Here is a 16,158-nt window from a genome sequence, read left to right as displayed (position 1 = left end):
TAAGTCGTGGGGCGGGTTCGAGGTGCCGTGGCGCGGGCCGGGTGGATTCAGTTGCCGGCGTCGTCCAGGGTGCGCAGAACGAGGCCGGTGGCGGGCTTGGGCCCGAAAGAGGTGGACTTGCGCGGCATCGTCACACCGCACTGGGCGAGTTGACGGACCGTCTCCTCGGACGTGGCGCGCATCAGAACGGCCGTGCCGCCGTGCCGTGCCGCCTGCTCGACGGCGGCCTGCGTGTGATGCAGATAGCTGATGTCGGACGGATGGTCGGGGATGTGCCAGACCTCGTCGAGCAGCACGGAGTGCAGCACGGTGGCGTCCAGCTGCCGCCAGAGCTCGGGCCGGTCCCGGCGGATCGTACGGTCCAGCAGCTCGGGATCGGGACGGTCCAGGAGGTGGAAGGAGTCCGGCCCGCCGGCGAGGACGAAGGCGGTGCCGGGTGTCTCCTCCAGGGCCTCCAGGGCGGCGGACAGCTCGCCCGGGAGCGTACGGGCGCGGAAGGCGCCGGCCAGGTCCGCCAGCGCCTTGGCCGGCGGCAGATGCGGCAGTACGCGGTGGATCGCGCGGACCTGGAGCGGATAGCGGGCGGTGTCGACCAGCAGCACCAGACCGGACGCCCAGGGCGAGGCGGCGGTGGCGCCGGGCTGCTGCTCGTACAGTCGCTGGTAGGTCGCCCAGCGGTGGTGGCCGTCGGCGATCAGGGCCTGCCGGCGGGCGAGATCGGTGTCGATGGCCGCGAGATCGGCGGGGTCGGTGACCGCCCACAGGCGGTGCGCGAAACCGTCCTCCGTGGTGGTGGCGAGCAGCGGAGCGCCCTCCACCACGCGCTCGATGACCGCGGTGGCGCCGGTCGCGGTGCCCTCGCCGCGGTAGGAGAGCAGCAGCGGCTCGAAGTTCGCGGCCGCCGCGCGCATCAGCGCGACCCGGTCCTCGACCACCTCGGGAATGACGCCCTCGTGCGGCAGTACCGGACCGTCCAGGCGCAGCGCGCCGATCAGCCCGCGTTGTAGCACCTGGCCGGAGCGCTGCTCGTAGACGTACAGCGCGGGCTCGGGGTCCTGCGTCAGAACGCCCTCGGCGCGCCAGTGGCGCAGGGTGTCGGCGGCCTGGCGGTGGCGGGTGGTGGGGTCCGCGGCGTGCGGGAGGATCAGCCGGACGATGTTGTACGGATCGGCGATCTCCAAGTGGCGCACGCCGTCCGGCCGGACCACCACGTCGTACGGCGGGGAGGTCACGGCGGTGAGGCTGCTGACCCGTTCCGGGGCGTAGCGCAGTCCGCGGAACGGGAGGAGGCGGAGGCCGTCGGTACTGGTCATTGAAGAATGCTATGCCGCCGGCCCGATGAGGGAAGATCGGGGGACAGCCCGAACGTGGCTGGAAATATCGGTATGCGCGGTGCGGAGAACGGCGAGCGGCGGCGCGCGGAGCACGCCTCCGCGGTACGCGGCGCGGCCCTTCGTACGACACATGGGAGCGAGGAGCGAGACGGCATGAACGAGCAGGTTCGCAGGCAACCCGACGGGTGCCGGCGCGCGCTGAGTGAGGCGTACGACACGGCGCTGCTGGATCTGGACGGGGTGGTCTACGCCGGCGGACAGGTCATCGCCCATGCCGTGGACTCACTGACGAGTGCGCGGGACGGTGGTATGCACCTCGCATATGTGACCAATAACGCCGCCCGCACCCCGCAGGCGGTCGCCGACCAGCTGACCGGTTTCGGGCTGCCGACCGGCGCCGGCGATGTGATCACCTCGGCACAGGCGGTGGCGCGGCTGATCTCCGAGCAGGTGCCGGCGGGCGCGCGGGTGCTGGCCATCGGCGGCGAGGGGCTGCTGGTGGCGCTGCGCGAGCGCGGTCTGGAGCCCGTTTTCTCCGCGGACGACGATCCGGCGGCCGTGGTGCAGGGCTACGACCCGACGCTGGACTGGGAGCGGCTGGCGGAGGCCGCGTACGCGGTGCAGCGCGGGGTGCCGTGGTTCGCGTCCAACACCGATCTGACGATCCCCAAGGAGCGCGGGATCGCCCCCGGCAACGGCGCGTTGGTGGAGGTCGTCCGGATCGCCGCGGGCGGGACGCCGCAGGTGGCGGGCAAGCCGCAGCCGCCGATGCACCGGGAGACCGTGCTGCGCACCGGCGCCCGGCGGCCGCTGGTGATCGGGGACCGGCTCGACACCGACATCGAGGGTGCCTACAACGGCGAGGTGGACTCGCTGCTGGTGCTCACCGGCGTCACCACCCCCGCCGAGCTGCTGGCCGCCCCGCCGCAGCACCGTCCGGCGTATGTGGACGCGGATCTGCGCGGGCTGCTGGCGCCGCAGCCGGAGGTGACCGCGGACGACGGCGGCTTCCGTTGCGGCGGCTGGCGGGCCGAGGCGGCCGGCGACGCGCTCGTCGTGGAGGGCGAGGGTACGCCGCTGGACGGGCTGCGGGCGCTGTGCGCGGCGGCCTGGACGGCTGCGGGGGACGGCAGTTGCGGGGCGGACGCGGGGAAGGCGTTGGAGCGGATCGGGATGTGAGGGCCGGGGCCCGCCGGGCCGGGGCCCGTTGGTGCCCCCATGGCGCGGGGCTCAGTCCTCCTCGGACGCGGCCGTGCCGGCCGTCAGCTCCGCGATCAGGTCCTCCTCGGTGGCGCCGCGGCGCCAGTAGCCGGTGAACTTGACGGCCCTGCGGTCGATTCCGCGCTCGCGGACCAGATGCCTGCGCACCGTCTTGACGGTCCCGGCCTCGCCGGCGACCCAGGCGTACGGCGTGCCCTCGGGCAGCTCGGCGGCGCGCAGCGCGTCGAGCACCGGCTCACGGTGCGCGGCGGCCGCCTCGTCCCGGACGAGCCAGGTGATATCGGCGTCGGCGAAGGTCGGCAGCTGCTGCCGGTCGTCCTCGTGGGCGACCTCGATCCACACCTTGGCCCGGGTGCCGGGGGACAGCCAGGACAGGATGCCGGCGATCGCGGGCAGCGCCGTCTCGTCGCCGGTGATCAGGATCCAGTCGGTGCCGGCCGGCGGCCGGAAGTCGACGCCGCCGTTGTCCTCGACGGCCGGGGCGAGGACGGTCAGCCGGTCGCCGGGCCGGGCGCGGGCGGCCCAGCGGGAGGCGGGGCCGCCGGCGGTGGCGGCTGCCGACTCCGCGCCGTGCAGTGCGAAGTCGACATCGAACTCCCCTTGTTCAGGGCGCTGTTCGCGGATCGTGTACGAGCGCATCACCGCGCGCTCGGCCGGGTCCTGCGCCCGCCAGGCGGGGTACCAGCCGTCGCCGGTGTCGTCGAAGACCGGCCGGTCCTGGTGGGGCTGCGGGAGGAAGAGCTTGAAGCGCTGGTCACGACCGCCGGAAGCCAGCTCGTCCAGCCGTTCGCCGCCGAAGGTGATGCGCACCATGGAGGGGCTCAGCCGTCGGGAGCGTACGACGTGCACATCGAAGAAGCGGAACGGTGCGGTGGCGGGGGCGGCAGTCGTGGTCATGCGGGAACCTCCCGGGACGGTGGTGGGGGTGGGTGAGGCCGCGGTGGACCGCTTCGGCCCGCGGGCGGCGGTCCGCCGCGGCCGTACGTCAGTTGACCTTCTTGGCGCTCTCGATGGCCTTGGCGAGCGACTCGATGAGCGGGGCGGCGCCCGCGTAGGAGAAGCGCGGCTCGCTCGACCACGGGGTGATCTGGCCGGCCTTGACGGCGGGCAGCTTGGCCCAGGAGGGCTTGGCGGCCAGGTCCTTGGGCTGGAGGGTGGCGGTCCGGTTGTCCAGCAGGAGCACGTCCGCCTTGTACTTGTCGGCGTTCTCCCAGCTCAGGCTCTCGAAGTAGCCGCCCTTGTCCAGGTGGTCGGGCACGATCAGATCGACGCCGAGGGACTTGTAGTACATGAGGTCGGCGTTGATGCCCGGGTTGGAGGCGTAGAAGAGGGCGGGGCTGCCGGAGCAGGCGAGCACCTTGACCGGGTGGGACTTGGCGGCCTTGCGCAGCGTCGCGGAGGCCTTCTCGAAGCGGGCCTTGGCGTCGGTGACCTTCTTCGCCTTGAGGTCGGCGCCGAGCGACTTCGCGAGGTCGGCGTAGCGCTCGATGATCTTGACGAGCGGGATCCGGGCCGAGGTGAGGGCGACGGTCTTCGCCAGCGGGGTGATCTTGTCCTTGCTGTCGTCCGGTACGAACCACAGTGCGTCCGGCTCGTACATGTTGGTGACCAGCAGATCGGGGCGGAGGGCGGCGTACTTCTCGACGTTGAACTGGTCGTAGGCGTTGCCGATGATGGTGACCTTGTCGACGTCCATGTCGCCGGCCTGCGGGTCGGGCTTGCCGTTCTTGAGCTTGGTGGGGCCGAAGACGCCGACGACCTGGTCGTCGATGCCGAAGTCGTGCAGCGCGGCCGCGGTGCCGGTGAAGGCGACGATGCGCTGCGGGGTGCTCTTGAGGGAGACCTTCTGCTTGCGGTCGTCGGTGAAGGACCAGGGGCCGCTCCCGGCACCGCTGTTGGCGCTCCCCGAGCCCTTGTCCCCGCCGCATGCGGCGAGCAGTGCGCCGATGCCGACGGCGCCGCCCGCGGCCAGGATGCCGCGGCGGGACAGAGTTACGCTTCGGGAGGTGCTCATGGTGGCTGCGCTTCTCTCTGGGAGGGCCTGCAAGTCGAATGTGAGGGTAGGCTAACCTAACTACCGTGTTGGTTGACAGTCCCCCCGAAGCAACAACGGCCCCGGCCCCCGTGACACCCCGGCGGCGGCATGTCATGCGCTCCGCGGGGCTGGTCGCCTCTGTGGCCGTACTGGCCGTCATCGCCGTCCTGGGTATCGCCGTCGGCGCCAAACAGATCCCGCTCGACCAGGTGTGGCACGGGGTGTTCCACTACTCCGGCTCCGACAGCGACGTGGTCGTCCGCGATGTCCGCTTCCCGCGCACCCTGCTCGGCCTGATCGTCGGCGCCGCCCTCGGCCTGGCCGGCACGGTCATGCAGGCGCTGACCCGAAATCCCCTGGCCGACCCCGGAGTTCTCGGCATCAACGCCGGCGCCTCGGCCGCGGTCGTCTCCGCCATCAGCTTCTTCGGCGTCACCTCGCTGACCGGCTATGTGTGGTTCGCGTTCGCCGGCGCCGCGGTGGTCTCGGTCGCGGTGTACGTCCTCGGCGGCACCCGCAGTGCCACGCCCGTACGGCTCGCCCTGGCCGGCACCGCACTGACCGCCGTCCTCGTCGGCTACATCAACGCCGTGAACCTGATGGACACCGCCGCGCTGGACAAGATGCGCTTCTGGACGGTGGGTTCGCTGGCCTCCGCCACCATGCCGACGGTCACCCACATCGCGCCGTTCCTGGCGGTCGGCGGTGTTCTCGCGCTGCTGATCGCCCGCCCGCTGAACGCCATTGCGCTCGGCGACGACCAGGCACGGGCGCTGGGCGCCCGGCTGACCCGCACCCGGGTGCTGGCGATGCTCGCCGTCACCCTGCTGTGTGGCGGGGCGACCGCCGTCTGTGGCCCGATCGTCTATGTCGGCCTGATGGTTCCGCATGTCGTACGGGCCATCACCGGGCCCGACATGCGCTGGATCCTGCCGTACTCCGCGGTGCTCTCGCCGGTGCTGCTGCTCGGCGCGGACGTCCTTGGACGGGTCGTGGCGCGGCCCGGCGAGCTACAGGTCGGCATCGTCACGGCCGTCGTCGGCGGCCCGGTCTTCATCTATCTCGTACGGCGTCGGAGGATGGCCCAGCTGTGAGCGCGACCGTGAAGTCCGGCAAGGACGCCGGTGTGAAGTCCGGTGAAGACATCGGTGTGAAGTCCGGTGAAGACACCGGGAAGGATGCGAAGGCCGGGGGCGTGCGTGGGCGGGGGGCGGCGGCCCGGCGGATCACGGCCGTGCGGACCAAGGGCGGGCTCTCGCTGCGCCTCGACGCGCGCGCCACCTTCGCCGGACTGCTGCTGCTGGCCGTCGCGCTGGCCGCCGGCATCGCACTGATCGGCTCCGGCGACTACCCGATGACGCCGGGCGAGGTGATCGCCACGCTGACCGGTGGCGGCGATGCCGGCCAGCAGTTCATCGTGCGGGATCTGCGGCTGCCGCGGGTGCTGGTGGGGCTGCTGGTCGGCGCCGCCTTCGGGATCGCCGGGGCGGTCTTCCAGACCGTCTCCCGCAACCCGCTGGGCAGCCCGGACGTCCTCGGCTTCGCGCAGGGATCGTCCGTCGGCGCGCTGGTCGTCATCGTCTACTTCCAGGGCGGGACCTTCGCGGTCGCCGTCGGCGCGGTCGTCGGCGGGGTGGCCACGGGCCTTGCCATCTTCCTGCTCGCCTGGAAGCGCGGCATCCACGGCTACCGCTTCGTGCTCGTCGGTATCGGGGCGAGCGCCATGCTCTACGCGATGGTGCTCTACCTCATGACCAAGGCGAACATCGTCGAGGCGACCCGGGCCACCATCTGGATGACCGGTTCGCTCAACGGCCGCGACTGGGACCAGGTCTGGCCGCTGGCCGCCGTATGTGCCGTACTCGTCCCGGTGGTGCTGCTCTACGGGCGGCCGCTGCGGATGCTGGAGATGGGCGATGACGCCGCGTACGCGCTGGGCGTACGGGTCGACCGGGTCCGCCTGGTCGTCCTGATGGCCGCGGTCGTGCTCGTCGCCGCCGCCGCCGCGGCGGCCGGGCCGATCTCCTTCGTGGCGCTCACCGCACCCCAGCTGGCCCGGCGGCTCACCCGCTCGCCCGGCCCCAATCTGCTGCCGGCCGCCCTTATGGGGGCCGTGCTGCTGGTCGCCGCGGACTGGTCCTCACAGCGTCTCTTCGGCGCCGACCAGCTGCCGGTGGGCGTACTGACCGGCGTCCTCGGCGGCGGGTATCTGCTGTGGCTGCTGGCTACGGAGCGTAAGGCGGGGCGGATATGAGCGGGTGTGAGGGGCGGGGCGGTGGTGGTGTTGCGGGTGGCGGTGTCGGCGGCGGTGTGGCGTCTGCCGGGCCACGGGGCCGTGTTCTCCGGGCGACAGGGCGGCGATTGCCGGGCCACCGGGCGGAGTCTGCCGGGCCACGGGGCCGTGTTTGCCGGCCGACAGGGCGGCGATTGCCGGGCCACCGGGCGGAGACTGTCGGGCCACCGGGCCGTGTTTGCCGGCCGACAGGGCGGCGTTCGCCGAGGAAAAGCAGCGACATGACAACCCCAGGAGTTCAGAAGTGAGCCGTCTCACGGCCGAGAATGTCACCCTCGCCTACGACCAGCGGGTCATCGCCGAGAACCTCTCGGTCGCCATCCCCGACCACTCCTTCACGGTCATCGTCGGCCCGAACGCCTGCGGTAAGTCCACGCTGCTGCGCGCGCTCTCGCGGATGCTCAAGCCGGCCGCGGGGTCGGTGCTGCTGGACGGCTCCGCGATCTCCTCGCTCCCGGCCAAGAAGGTCGCCAAGGCGCTCGGGCTGCTGCCGCAGTCCTCGATCGCCCCGGACGGGATCACGGTGGCGGACCTGGTGGCGCGCGGCCGCTATCCGCACCAGGGGCTGCTGCGGCAGTGGTCGGCCGACGACGAGCGGATCGTCCAGGAGTCGATGGCGGCGACCGGCGTCGCCGAGCTGGCCGACCGCTACGTCGACGAGCTGTCCGGCGGACAGCGGCAGCGGGTGTGGATCGCGATGGCCCTCGCCCAGCAGACACCGCTGTTCCTCCTTGACGAGCCGACGACATACCTGGACATCCAGCACCAGATCGAGGTGCTGGACCTGTGCGCGGAGCTGCACGAGGAGCAGGGGCGGACGCTGGTCGCGGTGCTGCACGACCTCAACCACGCCGCCCGTTACGCGACCCATCTCATCGCCATGAAGGACGGCGCGATCATCGCCGAGGGCACGCCGGCCGACATCGTCACGGCGGAGCTGGTGGAACGGGTCTTCGGGATCAGCTGCCAGGTCATCGACGACCCGGAGACCGGCACCCCGCTGGTCGTCCCGGCCGCGCGCAAGCCGCGTAACGGCGGTACCGGGGGCGGCCGGGCGGCGGCGGAGCAGACGGCGGCGACCGTGGCGGCGGGGGCGCCGAGGGGGTGATCGGTGGGGCGGGGGCCGGGGGCCGGGGGACGGGACCTGGCCGAGGGGCCGGGACCTCGGGGCCAGGCCTAGGGGTCGGGCCTAGGGGGGGCGGCGACCGATGAGGCCGGGGGCGGCGACCGGTGAGGCGGGGCCGGTGAAGCTGTGAAGAGTGAGGCGGCAGCGACTACAGCAGCGTCCTGAGGCGCAGCAGGTCGCGCAGACCGGCCTCCAGTTTGACGCGACCGCTGCCCCAGGCCATCGCGAAGTTCAGCTGTCCGTCGACCAGCGCGACCAGGTCGTCGCCCGCCATGGACAGGCGGATCTCGGCCTTTCGCGGGGGTGGGCCGGGGATGCTCGTCACGTTCTGGATGGTGCCGTCGGCCAGCCGCCCGACGAACGTCACATCGAGGTCCGTGATGCGGCAGCTGAGCGAACGGTCGAGCGCGGCGGCGCTGCGGACGTTGCCGTCTGCGGAAGACAGGTTCTGGGCCAGCCGGTCGAGAGCGGCGCGGCACTGGTCGAGGGTTGCCATCGTGACCGACGATACGCCAGGTCGGGGGCGGCTCGTTCGTCCTTGACCCCGTTCGCCAAGGTAGCGTCGGGGGCATGGATGAGCCGACGTCCGGCCCGGAGCCGGAGGCACCCACGGGGGCCGTGCCGGGGGAGCCCGCGCAGCCTGGGGAAGCCGTGCACCTTGGGGAACCCGTGCACCTTGGGGCGCGCGAGGACAGCGCGGCTGTAGGGACTGTCCCGACCGCCGCCGACGGGCCGCAGCCGCTCGGGGTGGGCGTGACGCCGACCGGTGAGGCCGCGGTGGATGCCGGGCTGCGGCGGCTCGCCGATGCCGACCACCTCCCCGCGAGCGGACATCTGCGGGTGTACGAGGATGTGCATCGTGGGCTGCGCGATGTGCTGGCCGGTCTCGACCAGCACCCCGGGCCGCCCGCCCCTTCCTCGACGACGTACGACAACAGGAGCTGAACCACAGGTGGCAGGAGTGGCACGACGCCGACTCGACGCGGAGCTGGTGCGCCGCAAGCTGGCCCGTTCGCGCGAGCACGCGAGCCAGCTGATCGCTGCCGGCCGGGTGACCGTCGGCGGTGCGACCGCGACGAAGCCGGCCACCCAGGTGGAGACCAGCGCGGCCGTGGTCGTACGCGAGGACGAGAGCGACCCCGACTATGTCTCGCGCGGCGGTCACAAGCTCGCCGGAGCGTTCGCCGCATTTGTCCCACTCGGTCTGAAGATCGAGGGCCGGCGGGCGCTGGACGCGGGCGCCTCGACGGGTGGTTTCACCGATGTCCTGCTGCGGGCCGGCGCCGGTCATGTCGTCGCCGTCGATGTCGGATACGGACAGCTCGCGTGGTCGCTGCAGAGCGACGAGCGGGTCACCGTGAAGGACCGCACCAACGTACGCGAGTTGACGCTCGAGCAGATCGACTCGCAGCCGGTCGATCTCATCGTCGGCGATCTCTCCTTCATCCCGCTGGGGCTCGTACTGCCCGCGCTGGTCGGCTGTGCGGCGTCCGACGCGGACCTCGTACTGATGGTCAAGCCGCAGTTCGAGGTCGGCAAGGAGCGGCTGGGCAGCGGCGGAGTGGTGCGCAGCGCGGAGCTGCGGGCCGAGGCGGTACGCGCCGTCGCGAGCCGGGCGGCCGAACTGGGACTTGGCGTACTTGGCGTGGTGGCGAGCCCGCTTCCTGGACCTTCCGGGAATGTCGAGTACTTTCTGTGGCTGCGCGCCGGGGCGCCTGCACTCGACCCGGCGGATGTCGACCGTGCAGTGGCGGAGGGGCCTCGTTGACCACAACCCAGGCAGTTGAAGGCAGCGCAGCACACGAGAACACCGGAGCCGGGCGGACGGTGTTCCTGCTCGCACACACAGGCCGCCCCGCGGCCATCCGCAGCGCCGAACTCGTCGTCCAGGGGCTGCTGCGCAGCGGCATCGGGGTGCGCGTGCTGGCGGAGGAGGCCGCGGATCTGCCGCTGCCGCCGTCGGTCCAGCGTGTCGAGTCGGAGCAGTGCGCGGCCGAGGGCTGCGAACTGCTGGTGGTCCTGGGCGGGGACGGCACGCTGTTGCGTGGCGCGGACTTCGCCAGGACGTCCGGGGTGCCGATGCTCGGCGTCAACCTCGGCCGGGTGGGCTTCCTCGCGGAGGCCGAACGCGACGACCTGGACAAGGTCGTCGACCGGGTCGTCACCCGCGCCTACGAGGTCGAGGAGCGGATGACGCTCGACGTCCTCGTCCGCAACAACGGCAACGTCGTGCACACCGACTGGGCCCTCAACGAGGCGTCCGTGGAGAAGGCCGCACGGGAGCGGATGCTGGAGGTGGTGACCGAGGTCGACGGCCGGCCCGTCTCGCGCTTCGGCGGCGACGGGGTGGTCTGTGCGACCCCGACCGGCTCGACGGCGTACGCCTTCTCGGCCGGCGGTCCGGTGGTCTGGCCCGAGGTCGAGGCTCTGCTGATGGTCCCGATCAGCGCACACGCCCTCTTCGCCAAGCCGCTGGTCACCTCGCCGCACTCCGTACTGGCGGTCGAGGTCCAGCCCAAGACCCCGCACGGCGTGCTGTGGTGCGACGGCCGCCGCACCGTCGAACTTCCCGCCGGCGCCCGCGTCGAGGTCCGCCGTGGCGCCGTACCCGTACGACTTGCGCGTCTGCACCATGCCTCCTTCACAGACCGTCTGGTCGCCAAGTTCGCCCTCCCGGTAGCGGGGTGGCGGGGCGCGCCGCACTAGGCGCGTCCCCGGACGGGGCTTTACCCGCCGTCCCCTGCGGTCCCGTGTATGCCGTCCGCGAGGAGCTCCTTGGCGCGGGTGAGGGCGGAGTCGCGCCGCGTGGAGAGTTCCTTGTCGGTGAAGACCGGGGCGGGGACGGCGGGGGGTATGCCGGCACCGTCGAAGGTGTGGCCGTCGGCGGTCAGGAATTCCTCGTTGGGCAGGCCGAAGCTCCAGCCGTTCGGGAGGGTGCGGTCCAGGATGTCGGAGAAGACGCCCTGGGTGTTCTCGCCGATCCGGGTGGGGGCGGGGGAGCGGCCTGTCAGGGACTGGGTGAAGGTCTCGCCCGCGCTGATGGTGAGCAGGCCGGTGAGGACCGCGATCGGGCCGGTGTAGACCGGACCCCGGTGGGGGCGGACCTGGATCGGCTGCGGTGTGGTGAACTTGCCCGGTTCCTGCGGGTTGTTGCGCGCTCGCTTGCTGTAGGCGAGATACGGGTGATCGGTGAGCCGGGAGGCGATGCGCAGACCGAGGGCGTCCGCGCCGCCGCCGTTGAGACGTACGTCGATGATGAGGCCGCGCAGGGCTGCCGGGCCCCGCGTACGCGCCTTGGTGAACACGGAGTTCAGGGCGCGGTCGAGCTCGGCGACATCGCCGGCGTAGTCACCCTTCTTGGTGTAGTGGGAGAACTGGGTGACACGGAAGTAGCCGATCCGGCCGGGGAGATCGGCGTAGGCCAGCTTGCCCTGGGCCCAGGTGCGCCAGGTGACACCTGGGCCGAGATTCGCGGTGATCGCCTTGTCGATGCGGGCCGTGGACTCCGGGGTGGGCAGGACGGTGCCGGGACGACTGCCCGCGAACCACTGGCGGGGTCCGACGACGACCCGGGTGTGCGCATCGTGCAGCGGCTCGATCATCTTGCGGAGCACCGCGAAGAGTTCGTCGTCGGTGGTCCGGTCCGTGATGCGGGGACGGTATCGGTCGCGGACCGCCGCCCAGTCGATCTTCTTCGCCCGGAAGAAGGGGTAATTCTCGGCGTAGGTCTGCCAGAAGACGTCGAAGACCGCCCTGGGGTCGCGCGGCGGATGCTTGGCGCAGCGGTCGGGAAGCCCGTCGATGCGGTGGAGCGTCCGTCGGCCGACCGTGTCCTCCATGGTCAGCCGGGCGCGGTCGGCGCCGGCCGGTGACACGGTGATCGGGACCGAGTCCGGGACCGTGAAGCGGCTTCGGCCGTGCGCATCGGGGTCGCCGGTGCGGGTGCCCGTGACGGAGCCGGGCAGACAGCTGATCGCGGTGGTCTCGTACGTACGCAGGCTGCGGCCCTTGATGGTGAGCAGGGTGCCGTAGCCGTCCATCCGCCAGACGCCCTCCAGAGAGGCGCCCGAGGCGTGGGTGGGCCGGGCCGTGGTGGGGTCTCCCGAGGCGGTACGGGCGTCCGTGTCGGAGCGGGCCGCCCGGGCCGGGCCGGTGCAAGCGGCGGTGGCCGTGAGGGCGGTGAGGGCGGTCAGCGCGGCGAACAGCAGGGGCACGCGGCGGTGACGGTGGCCGTGGTTCGGGCCGGGTGAGGGGTTGTTCATGGGCGTACCTCGTAGTGGGTCAGGCCGCGGCGAGTGTTTCCGCGGCGCGGCGGCGCAGGCTGATGTGGACGGGCAGTCCGGTCGCGAGCAGCGCGAGCAGCAGGGTGCCGCCGGCTATCGAGCCGGCCGTCGTCCAGGGCACGTACGGCAGCGCGTCACCGAACGCCTGCTGGAGCATCGGGGCGAGGGTGAACAGCGCGATGGCCGTACCGAGAACGAGGGCGGTGCCGGCTACGACGGATGCCTCCCAGGCCGCCATCGCCCGCACCTGGCGCGGATGCGAGCCGACCAGGCGCAGCAGCGCCATATCGCGGCGGCGCTCGGCGGTGATCATGGCAAGGGTGTTGGCGGCGGCGATGGCGGCGAAGCCCGCATACAGCCCCGTACCGATGTAGTCCAGCCACACCTCGCCGGCCGGTCCGGCGGATCCGGTCCGGTGCTGGGCGGTGGTGCGCATCGCGATCTTTGTGGTGCCGAAGGCCACCACCAGGACCAGGGGGACGACAGCGGCGGAGAACCGGCGGGACTGCGTCGTGACGTTCTGCATCGCCAGCTCGGCCGCGCTGCCGAACCGGCCGATCAGCCGGGACACCAGCCAGGCGGCCGGGCTGATGATGCGCGGTCCCAGCAGCCCCACACCGACGCAGAACAGCAGCAGCACCAGGAACGCGCCCTGGCTCGCCTTCTCGGCCGGCTGGTCGGCGAGCAGCCGGGAGACGATCACGCCACCTGCCGTCGCGGCGAGCCCGAGGGGCAGCCGCAGCAGGCCCAGCTTCCGGCGGCCCGCCGCCGCCTCCTCCAGCGCCCGCGCGGGACGCAGCGCCGCGAAGCGGCTCGACGCGAGCAGCCCGGCGATCGCCGACGTGATGACCGCCACCGCCAGGCACACCGGCAGCGCGACCCAGCTGAACCGGAAGGGAACCTCGCGCGGAATGAGGCCGTGGTCGACCATGCCGTCGAACCACCAGCGCGCCAGCACCGCGCCCAGCGCGCATCCGGCGAGCGCCGACGGGATCGCGGCCGCCACCGCCTGGGCGGCGGTGGCCCGCCGGATCTGCCAGGGGCGGGCGCCGATCGCGCGCAGCATCGCGAATTCGCGGTGCTGCTGGGCGACGGCCGTGCCCATCGTCGAGGCGACCACAAAAATCGACATATAGATCGAGCCGAGCAGGAGGACGGCGGCCATGTCGCCGACGTTGTGGGCGGCCATCGCCCGCCGCGCGGCGGGCGGGACGCCGTCCGCGCCGGTCGCGACGAGCATCGTCATCGACGCGCCGACCACGGTCGCGGAGAACAGCGTCGCCACCGCCGTCCCCGTGAATGCGGGCCGGTGACCACGCAGCGCCGCACGCGCCAAACCGCTGGACATGAGCACACCTTTCGTTTCGAACTGTGATCAGCGTGACGGCCGGGCATGATCGCGCACCATGAGGAATCCACCCGTCTTTCGGTGGGGTTTTCCGCAGGGTCGGCGGCCGGAGAACCGCAGGACCGGAGGAAGGAGTGAGGGGAGGCCGTCGCGGGGCGGCCCTCGGACCTCGTAAGGTCGTATCCGTGTTGGAGGAGATGCGGATCCGGTCCCTGGGTGTCATTGACGACGCCGTTGTCGAGCTGTCCCCGGGCTTCACGGCGGTGACCGGCGAGACGGGCGCGGGCAAGACCATGGTCGTCACCAGCCTCGGCCTGCTGCTCGGCGGGCGCGCCGACCCCGCCCTGGTGCGGATCGGCGCCAAGTCGGCAGTCGTGGAGGGAAGGATCAGCGTCGGCCCCCAAGCCCCCGCGGCCCTGCGGGCCGAGGAGGCCGGCGCGGAGCTGGACGACGGCGCGCTGCTGATCAGCCGCACGCTCTCCGCCGAGGGCCGCTCGCGCGCTCATGTGGGCGGCCGCTCCGTACCTGTCGGCCTGTTGCAGGAGTTGGCCGACGACCTGGTCGCCGTACACGGCCAGACCGACCAGCAGGGCCTGCTGCGGCCGGCTCGTCAGCGCCAGGCCCTGGATCGCTACGCCGGAGACGCGGTCGCCGTGCCGCTCGCCAAATACACCGCCGCACATCGCCGGCTGCGCGCCGTCGCCACCGAGCTGGAAGAGCTGACCACGCGGGCCCGCGAACGCTCCCAGGAAGCCGATCTGCTGCGCTTCGGCCTGGACGAGATCGCGGCGGTCGAGCCGCAGGCCGGTGAGGACATCGAACTCGCCGCCGAGGCCGAGCGGCTCGGCCACGCCGAGGCGCTGGCCTCCGCCGCGACCGTCGCGCACGCCGCGCTGGCCGGCAACCCCGAGGACCCCGAGGGCGTCGACGCCACCACCCTGGTCGCCGGCGCACATCGCGCGCTGGAGACCGTACGCAGCCACGACCAGGAGCTTGCCGCGCTCGCCGAGCGGCTCGGCGAGATCGGCATCCTGATGGCCGACGTGGCGGGCGAGCTGGCCAGCTACGCCGACGGCCTGGACGCCGACCCCTTGCGGCTCGCCGCCGTCGAGGAGCGCCGCGCCGCGCTGAACCACCTCACCCGCAAATACGGCCACGACATCGCCGCGGTGCTGACATGGGCCGAGGAGAGCGCCGCCCGGCTCACCGAACTGGACGGCGACGACGACCGGATCGGCGAGCTGACCGCGGAGCGGGATGCGCTGCGCGCCGAACTGGGCGATCTGGCACAGACGCTGACCGACGCCCGCACGGCGTCGGCGAAGCGTTTCGCTGACGCGGTCACCGCCGAACTCGCCGAACTCGCCATGCCGCACGCCCGCGTGACCGTCGAGATCCGCCAGACCGAGGTCGCCGAGGACGCCGACGGCATCGAGGTCGGCGGCCGCACCGTGGCCTACGGGCCGGCCGGTGCCGACGAGGTCGAACTCCTGCTGGCCCCGCACCCGGGCGCACCGCCCCGGCCGATCGCCAAGGGGGCGTCCGGGGGTGAGCTCTCCCGGGTGATGCTCGCCGTCGAGGTGGTCTTCGCCGGCTCCGACCCCGTACCGACCTACCTGTTCGACGAGGTCGACGCGGGCGTCGGTGGCAAGGCGGCCGTCGAGGTCGGCAGGCGGTTGGCCAGGCTCGCGAAGTCGGCGCAGGTCGTGGTCGTCACGCACCTCCCGCAGGTCGCGGCGTTCGCGGACCGGCAGCTGCTCGTGGCCAAGACGAACGACGGGTCGGTCACCAGGAGCGGCGTGAAGGTCCTGGAGGGCGAGGAGCGGGTCCGCGAACTCTCCCGGATGCTGGCCGGCCAGGAGGACTCCGAAACGGCCCGCGCGCACGCGGAAGAGCTGCTGGAGACGGCGCGTACGGGGAACTGAGGGCTGAGGGCTGACGGCTGAGGGAGGCCGTCGCGGCGGCTTCCCGCCTGCTCCCTGTGCGCCCGACAACCTGGTTCACTGGTTCACGTACAACGGGCCGTGTGCTTTGCGTACTACGGCCGTGTGCTCTGTGTACTACAGCTGTGTGCTTCGCGTACTGCGGGCCGCGTGCTTTGTGTGAGACGGGCCGCGTGCTTTGTGTGAGACGGGCCGCGCGCTCCAGGTAGTCCCGCCTGTCAGGTCGATGCTCACCCCGCCCCCGCCCCCGCCCCCGCCCCACATACACCCGCCCACCCCCCGAAGGGGGGTGGGCGGCGGGGAAGCACATCAAGGGGGTGGGCGGCGGGGAAGCACATCAAGGGGGTGGGCGGCGGGGAAGCACATCAAGGGGGCGGGCGGCGGGGAAGCACATCAAGGGGGCGGGCGGCGAGGAAACACATCAACGGGGACGGGTGGCAGGGAAAGCCGTCAACGGGGACGGGTGGCGGGGAAAGCCGTCAACGGGGACGAGGGCGGGGAAATCGTGAAGGCGGGAGTCAGAGGCAGGGCTCCCGTGTGGTCGCGCAACTCTCGCGCCTAGGGTGACGGGAGTT

General features: G+C 72.3%; 14 protein-coding genes. 8 read left to right on the top strand and 6 right to left on the bottom strand.

Translation table 11 applies throughout. The features are described 5' to 3' along the window. Positions 1–47: 47 nt before the first annotated feature. Entirely contained in the window at positions 48–1,313 is a 1,266-nt protein-coding gene (locus KI385_RS11450) for a DUF1015 family protein (RefSeq protein WP_238572087.1), read from the bottom strand. 174 nt (positions 1,314–1,487) lie between these two features. Between KI385_RS11450 and KI385_RS11445 the strand changes: the two genes are divergently transcribed. Continuing rightward, the gene (locus tag KI385_RS11445) at positions 1,488–2,513 is read left to right on the top strand and encodes an HAD-IIA family hydrolase (protein ID WP_238572086.1); all 1,026 of its coding nucleotides are present in this window, start codon (positions 1,488–1,490) and stop codon (positions 2,511–2,513) included. A gap of 51 nt (positions 2,514–2,564) precedes the next feature. Here KI385_RS11445 and KI385_RS11440 read toward each other — a convergent pair whose 3' ends face one another. Then, a complete protein-coding gene (locus KI385_RS11440) occupies positions 2,565–3,452 on the bottom strand; it encodes a siderophore-interacting protein (RefSeq protein WP_238572085.1) in 888 nt (295 codons plus the stop codon). Between the two features lie 88 nt (positions 3,453–3,540). Then, the gene (locus tag KI385_RS11435) at positions 3,541–4,569 is read right to left on the bottom strand and encodes an ABC transporter substrate-binding protein (RefSeq protein WP_238572084.1); all 1,029 of its coding nucleotides are present in this window, start codon (positions 4,567–4,569) and stop codon (positions 3,541–3,543) included. A 134-nt stretch (positions 4,570–4,703) separates the two neighbouring features. On the opposite strand from KI385_RS11435, the gene KI385_RS11430 reads away from it, so the two are divergent. The 3 genes from KI385_RS11430 to KI385_RS11420 all read left to right on the top strand — a co-directional run bounded on the left by KI385_RS11430 (position 4,704) and on the right by KI385_RS11420 (position 7,991). After that, positions 4,704–5,684, top strand: a complete 981-nt coding sequence (locus tag KI385_RS11430) for a FecCD family ABC transporter permease (RefSeq protein ID WP_238572083.1) — start codon at positions 4,704–4,706, stop codon at positions 5,682–5,684. 101 nt (positions 5,685–5,785) lie between these two features. Further along, positions 5,786–6,844, top strand: coding sequence for a FecCD family ABC transporter permease (locus tag KI385_RS11425; protein WP_238577658.1), 1,059 nt, complete (start codon positions 5,786–5,788; stop codon positions 6,842–6,844). Positions 6,845–7,127: 283 nt separating this feature from the next. Continuing rightward, complete coding sequence (locus KI385_RS11420; RefSeq protein ID WP_238572082.1) at positions 7,128–7,991, top strand: ABC transporter ATP-binding protein; 864 nt, start codon at positions 7,128–7,130, stop codon at positions 7,989–7,991. A gap of 166 nt (positions 7,992–8,157) precedes the next feature. Here the strand turns inward: KI385_RS11420 and KI385_RS11415 are convergent, their stop codons facing one another. Next, entirely contained in the window at positions 8,158–8,505 is a 348-nt protein-coding gene (locus tag KI385_RS11415) for an SCP2 sterol-binding domain-containing protein (RefSeq protein ID WP_238572081.1), read from the bottom strand. A 74-nt stretch (positions 8,506–8,579) separates the two neighbouring features. On the opposite strand from KI385_RS11415, the gene KI385_RS11410 reads away from it, so the two are divergent. The 3 genes from KI385_RS11410 to KI385_RS11400 are packed head-to-tail and all read left to right on the top strand — an operon-like array spanning position 8,580 to position 10,715. Then, on the top strand, positions 8,580–8,954 hold the full coding sequence (locus KI385_RS11410; protein ID WP_238572080.1) for a hypothetical protein: 375 nt from the start codon (positions 8,580–8,582) through the stop codon (positions 8,952–8,954). 7 nt (positions 8,955–8,961) lie between these two features. After that, positions 8,962–9,777 (top strand): TlyA family RNA methyltransferase, encoded by an 816-nt coding sequence (locus KI385_RS11405; RefSeq protein WP_238572079.1) that lies wholly within the window; start codon positions 8,962–8,964, stop codon positions 9,775–9,777. Next, positions 9,774–10,715 carry an NAD kinase gene (locus KI385_RS11400; RefSeq protein WP_238572078.1) on the top strand — a complete coding sequence of 314 codons (942 nt, stop codon included), beginning with the start codon at positions 9,774–9,776 and terminating at the stop codon, positions 10,713–10,715. Before KI385_RS11405 ends, KI385_RS11400 begins: the two co-directional genes overlap by 4 nt. Positions 10,716–10,735: 20 nt before the next feature. On the opposite strand, the gene KI385_RS11395 is transcribed toward KI385_RS11400, so the two are convergent. Further along, entirely contained in the window at positions 10,736–12,271 is a 1,536-nt protein-coding gene (locus tag KI385_RS11395; RefSeq protein ID WP_238572077.1) for a S41 family peptidase, read from the bottom strand. A 19-nt stretch (positions 12,272–12,290) separates the two neighbouring features. Then, a complete protein-coding gene (locus KI385_RS11390; protein WP_238572076.1) occupies positions 12,291–13,640 on the bottom strand; it encodes an ABC transporter permease in 1,350 nt (449 codons plus the stop codon). 197 nt (positions 13,641–13,837) lie between these two features. Between KI385_RS11390 and recN the strand changes: the two genes are divergently transcribed. Continuing rightward, on the top strand, positions 13,838–15,565 hold the full coding sequence (gene recN / locus KI385_RS11385; protein ID WP_238577657.1) for a DNA repair protein RecN: 1,728 nt from the start codon (positions 13,838–13,840) through the stop codon (positions 15,563–15,565). Positions 15,566–16,158 lie beyond the last annotated feature (593 nt).

The sequence above is a fragment of the Streptomyces inhibens genome (assembly GCF_022221585.1).
GTDB classification, from domain to species: Bacteria; Actinomycetota; Actinomycetes; order Streptomycetales; family Streptomycetaceae; genus Streptomyces; species Streptomyces inhibens.
Note: the sequence above shows the minus strand (reverse complement) of the source record. Positions and strands in the feature narration are given on the sequence as shown.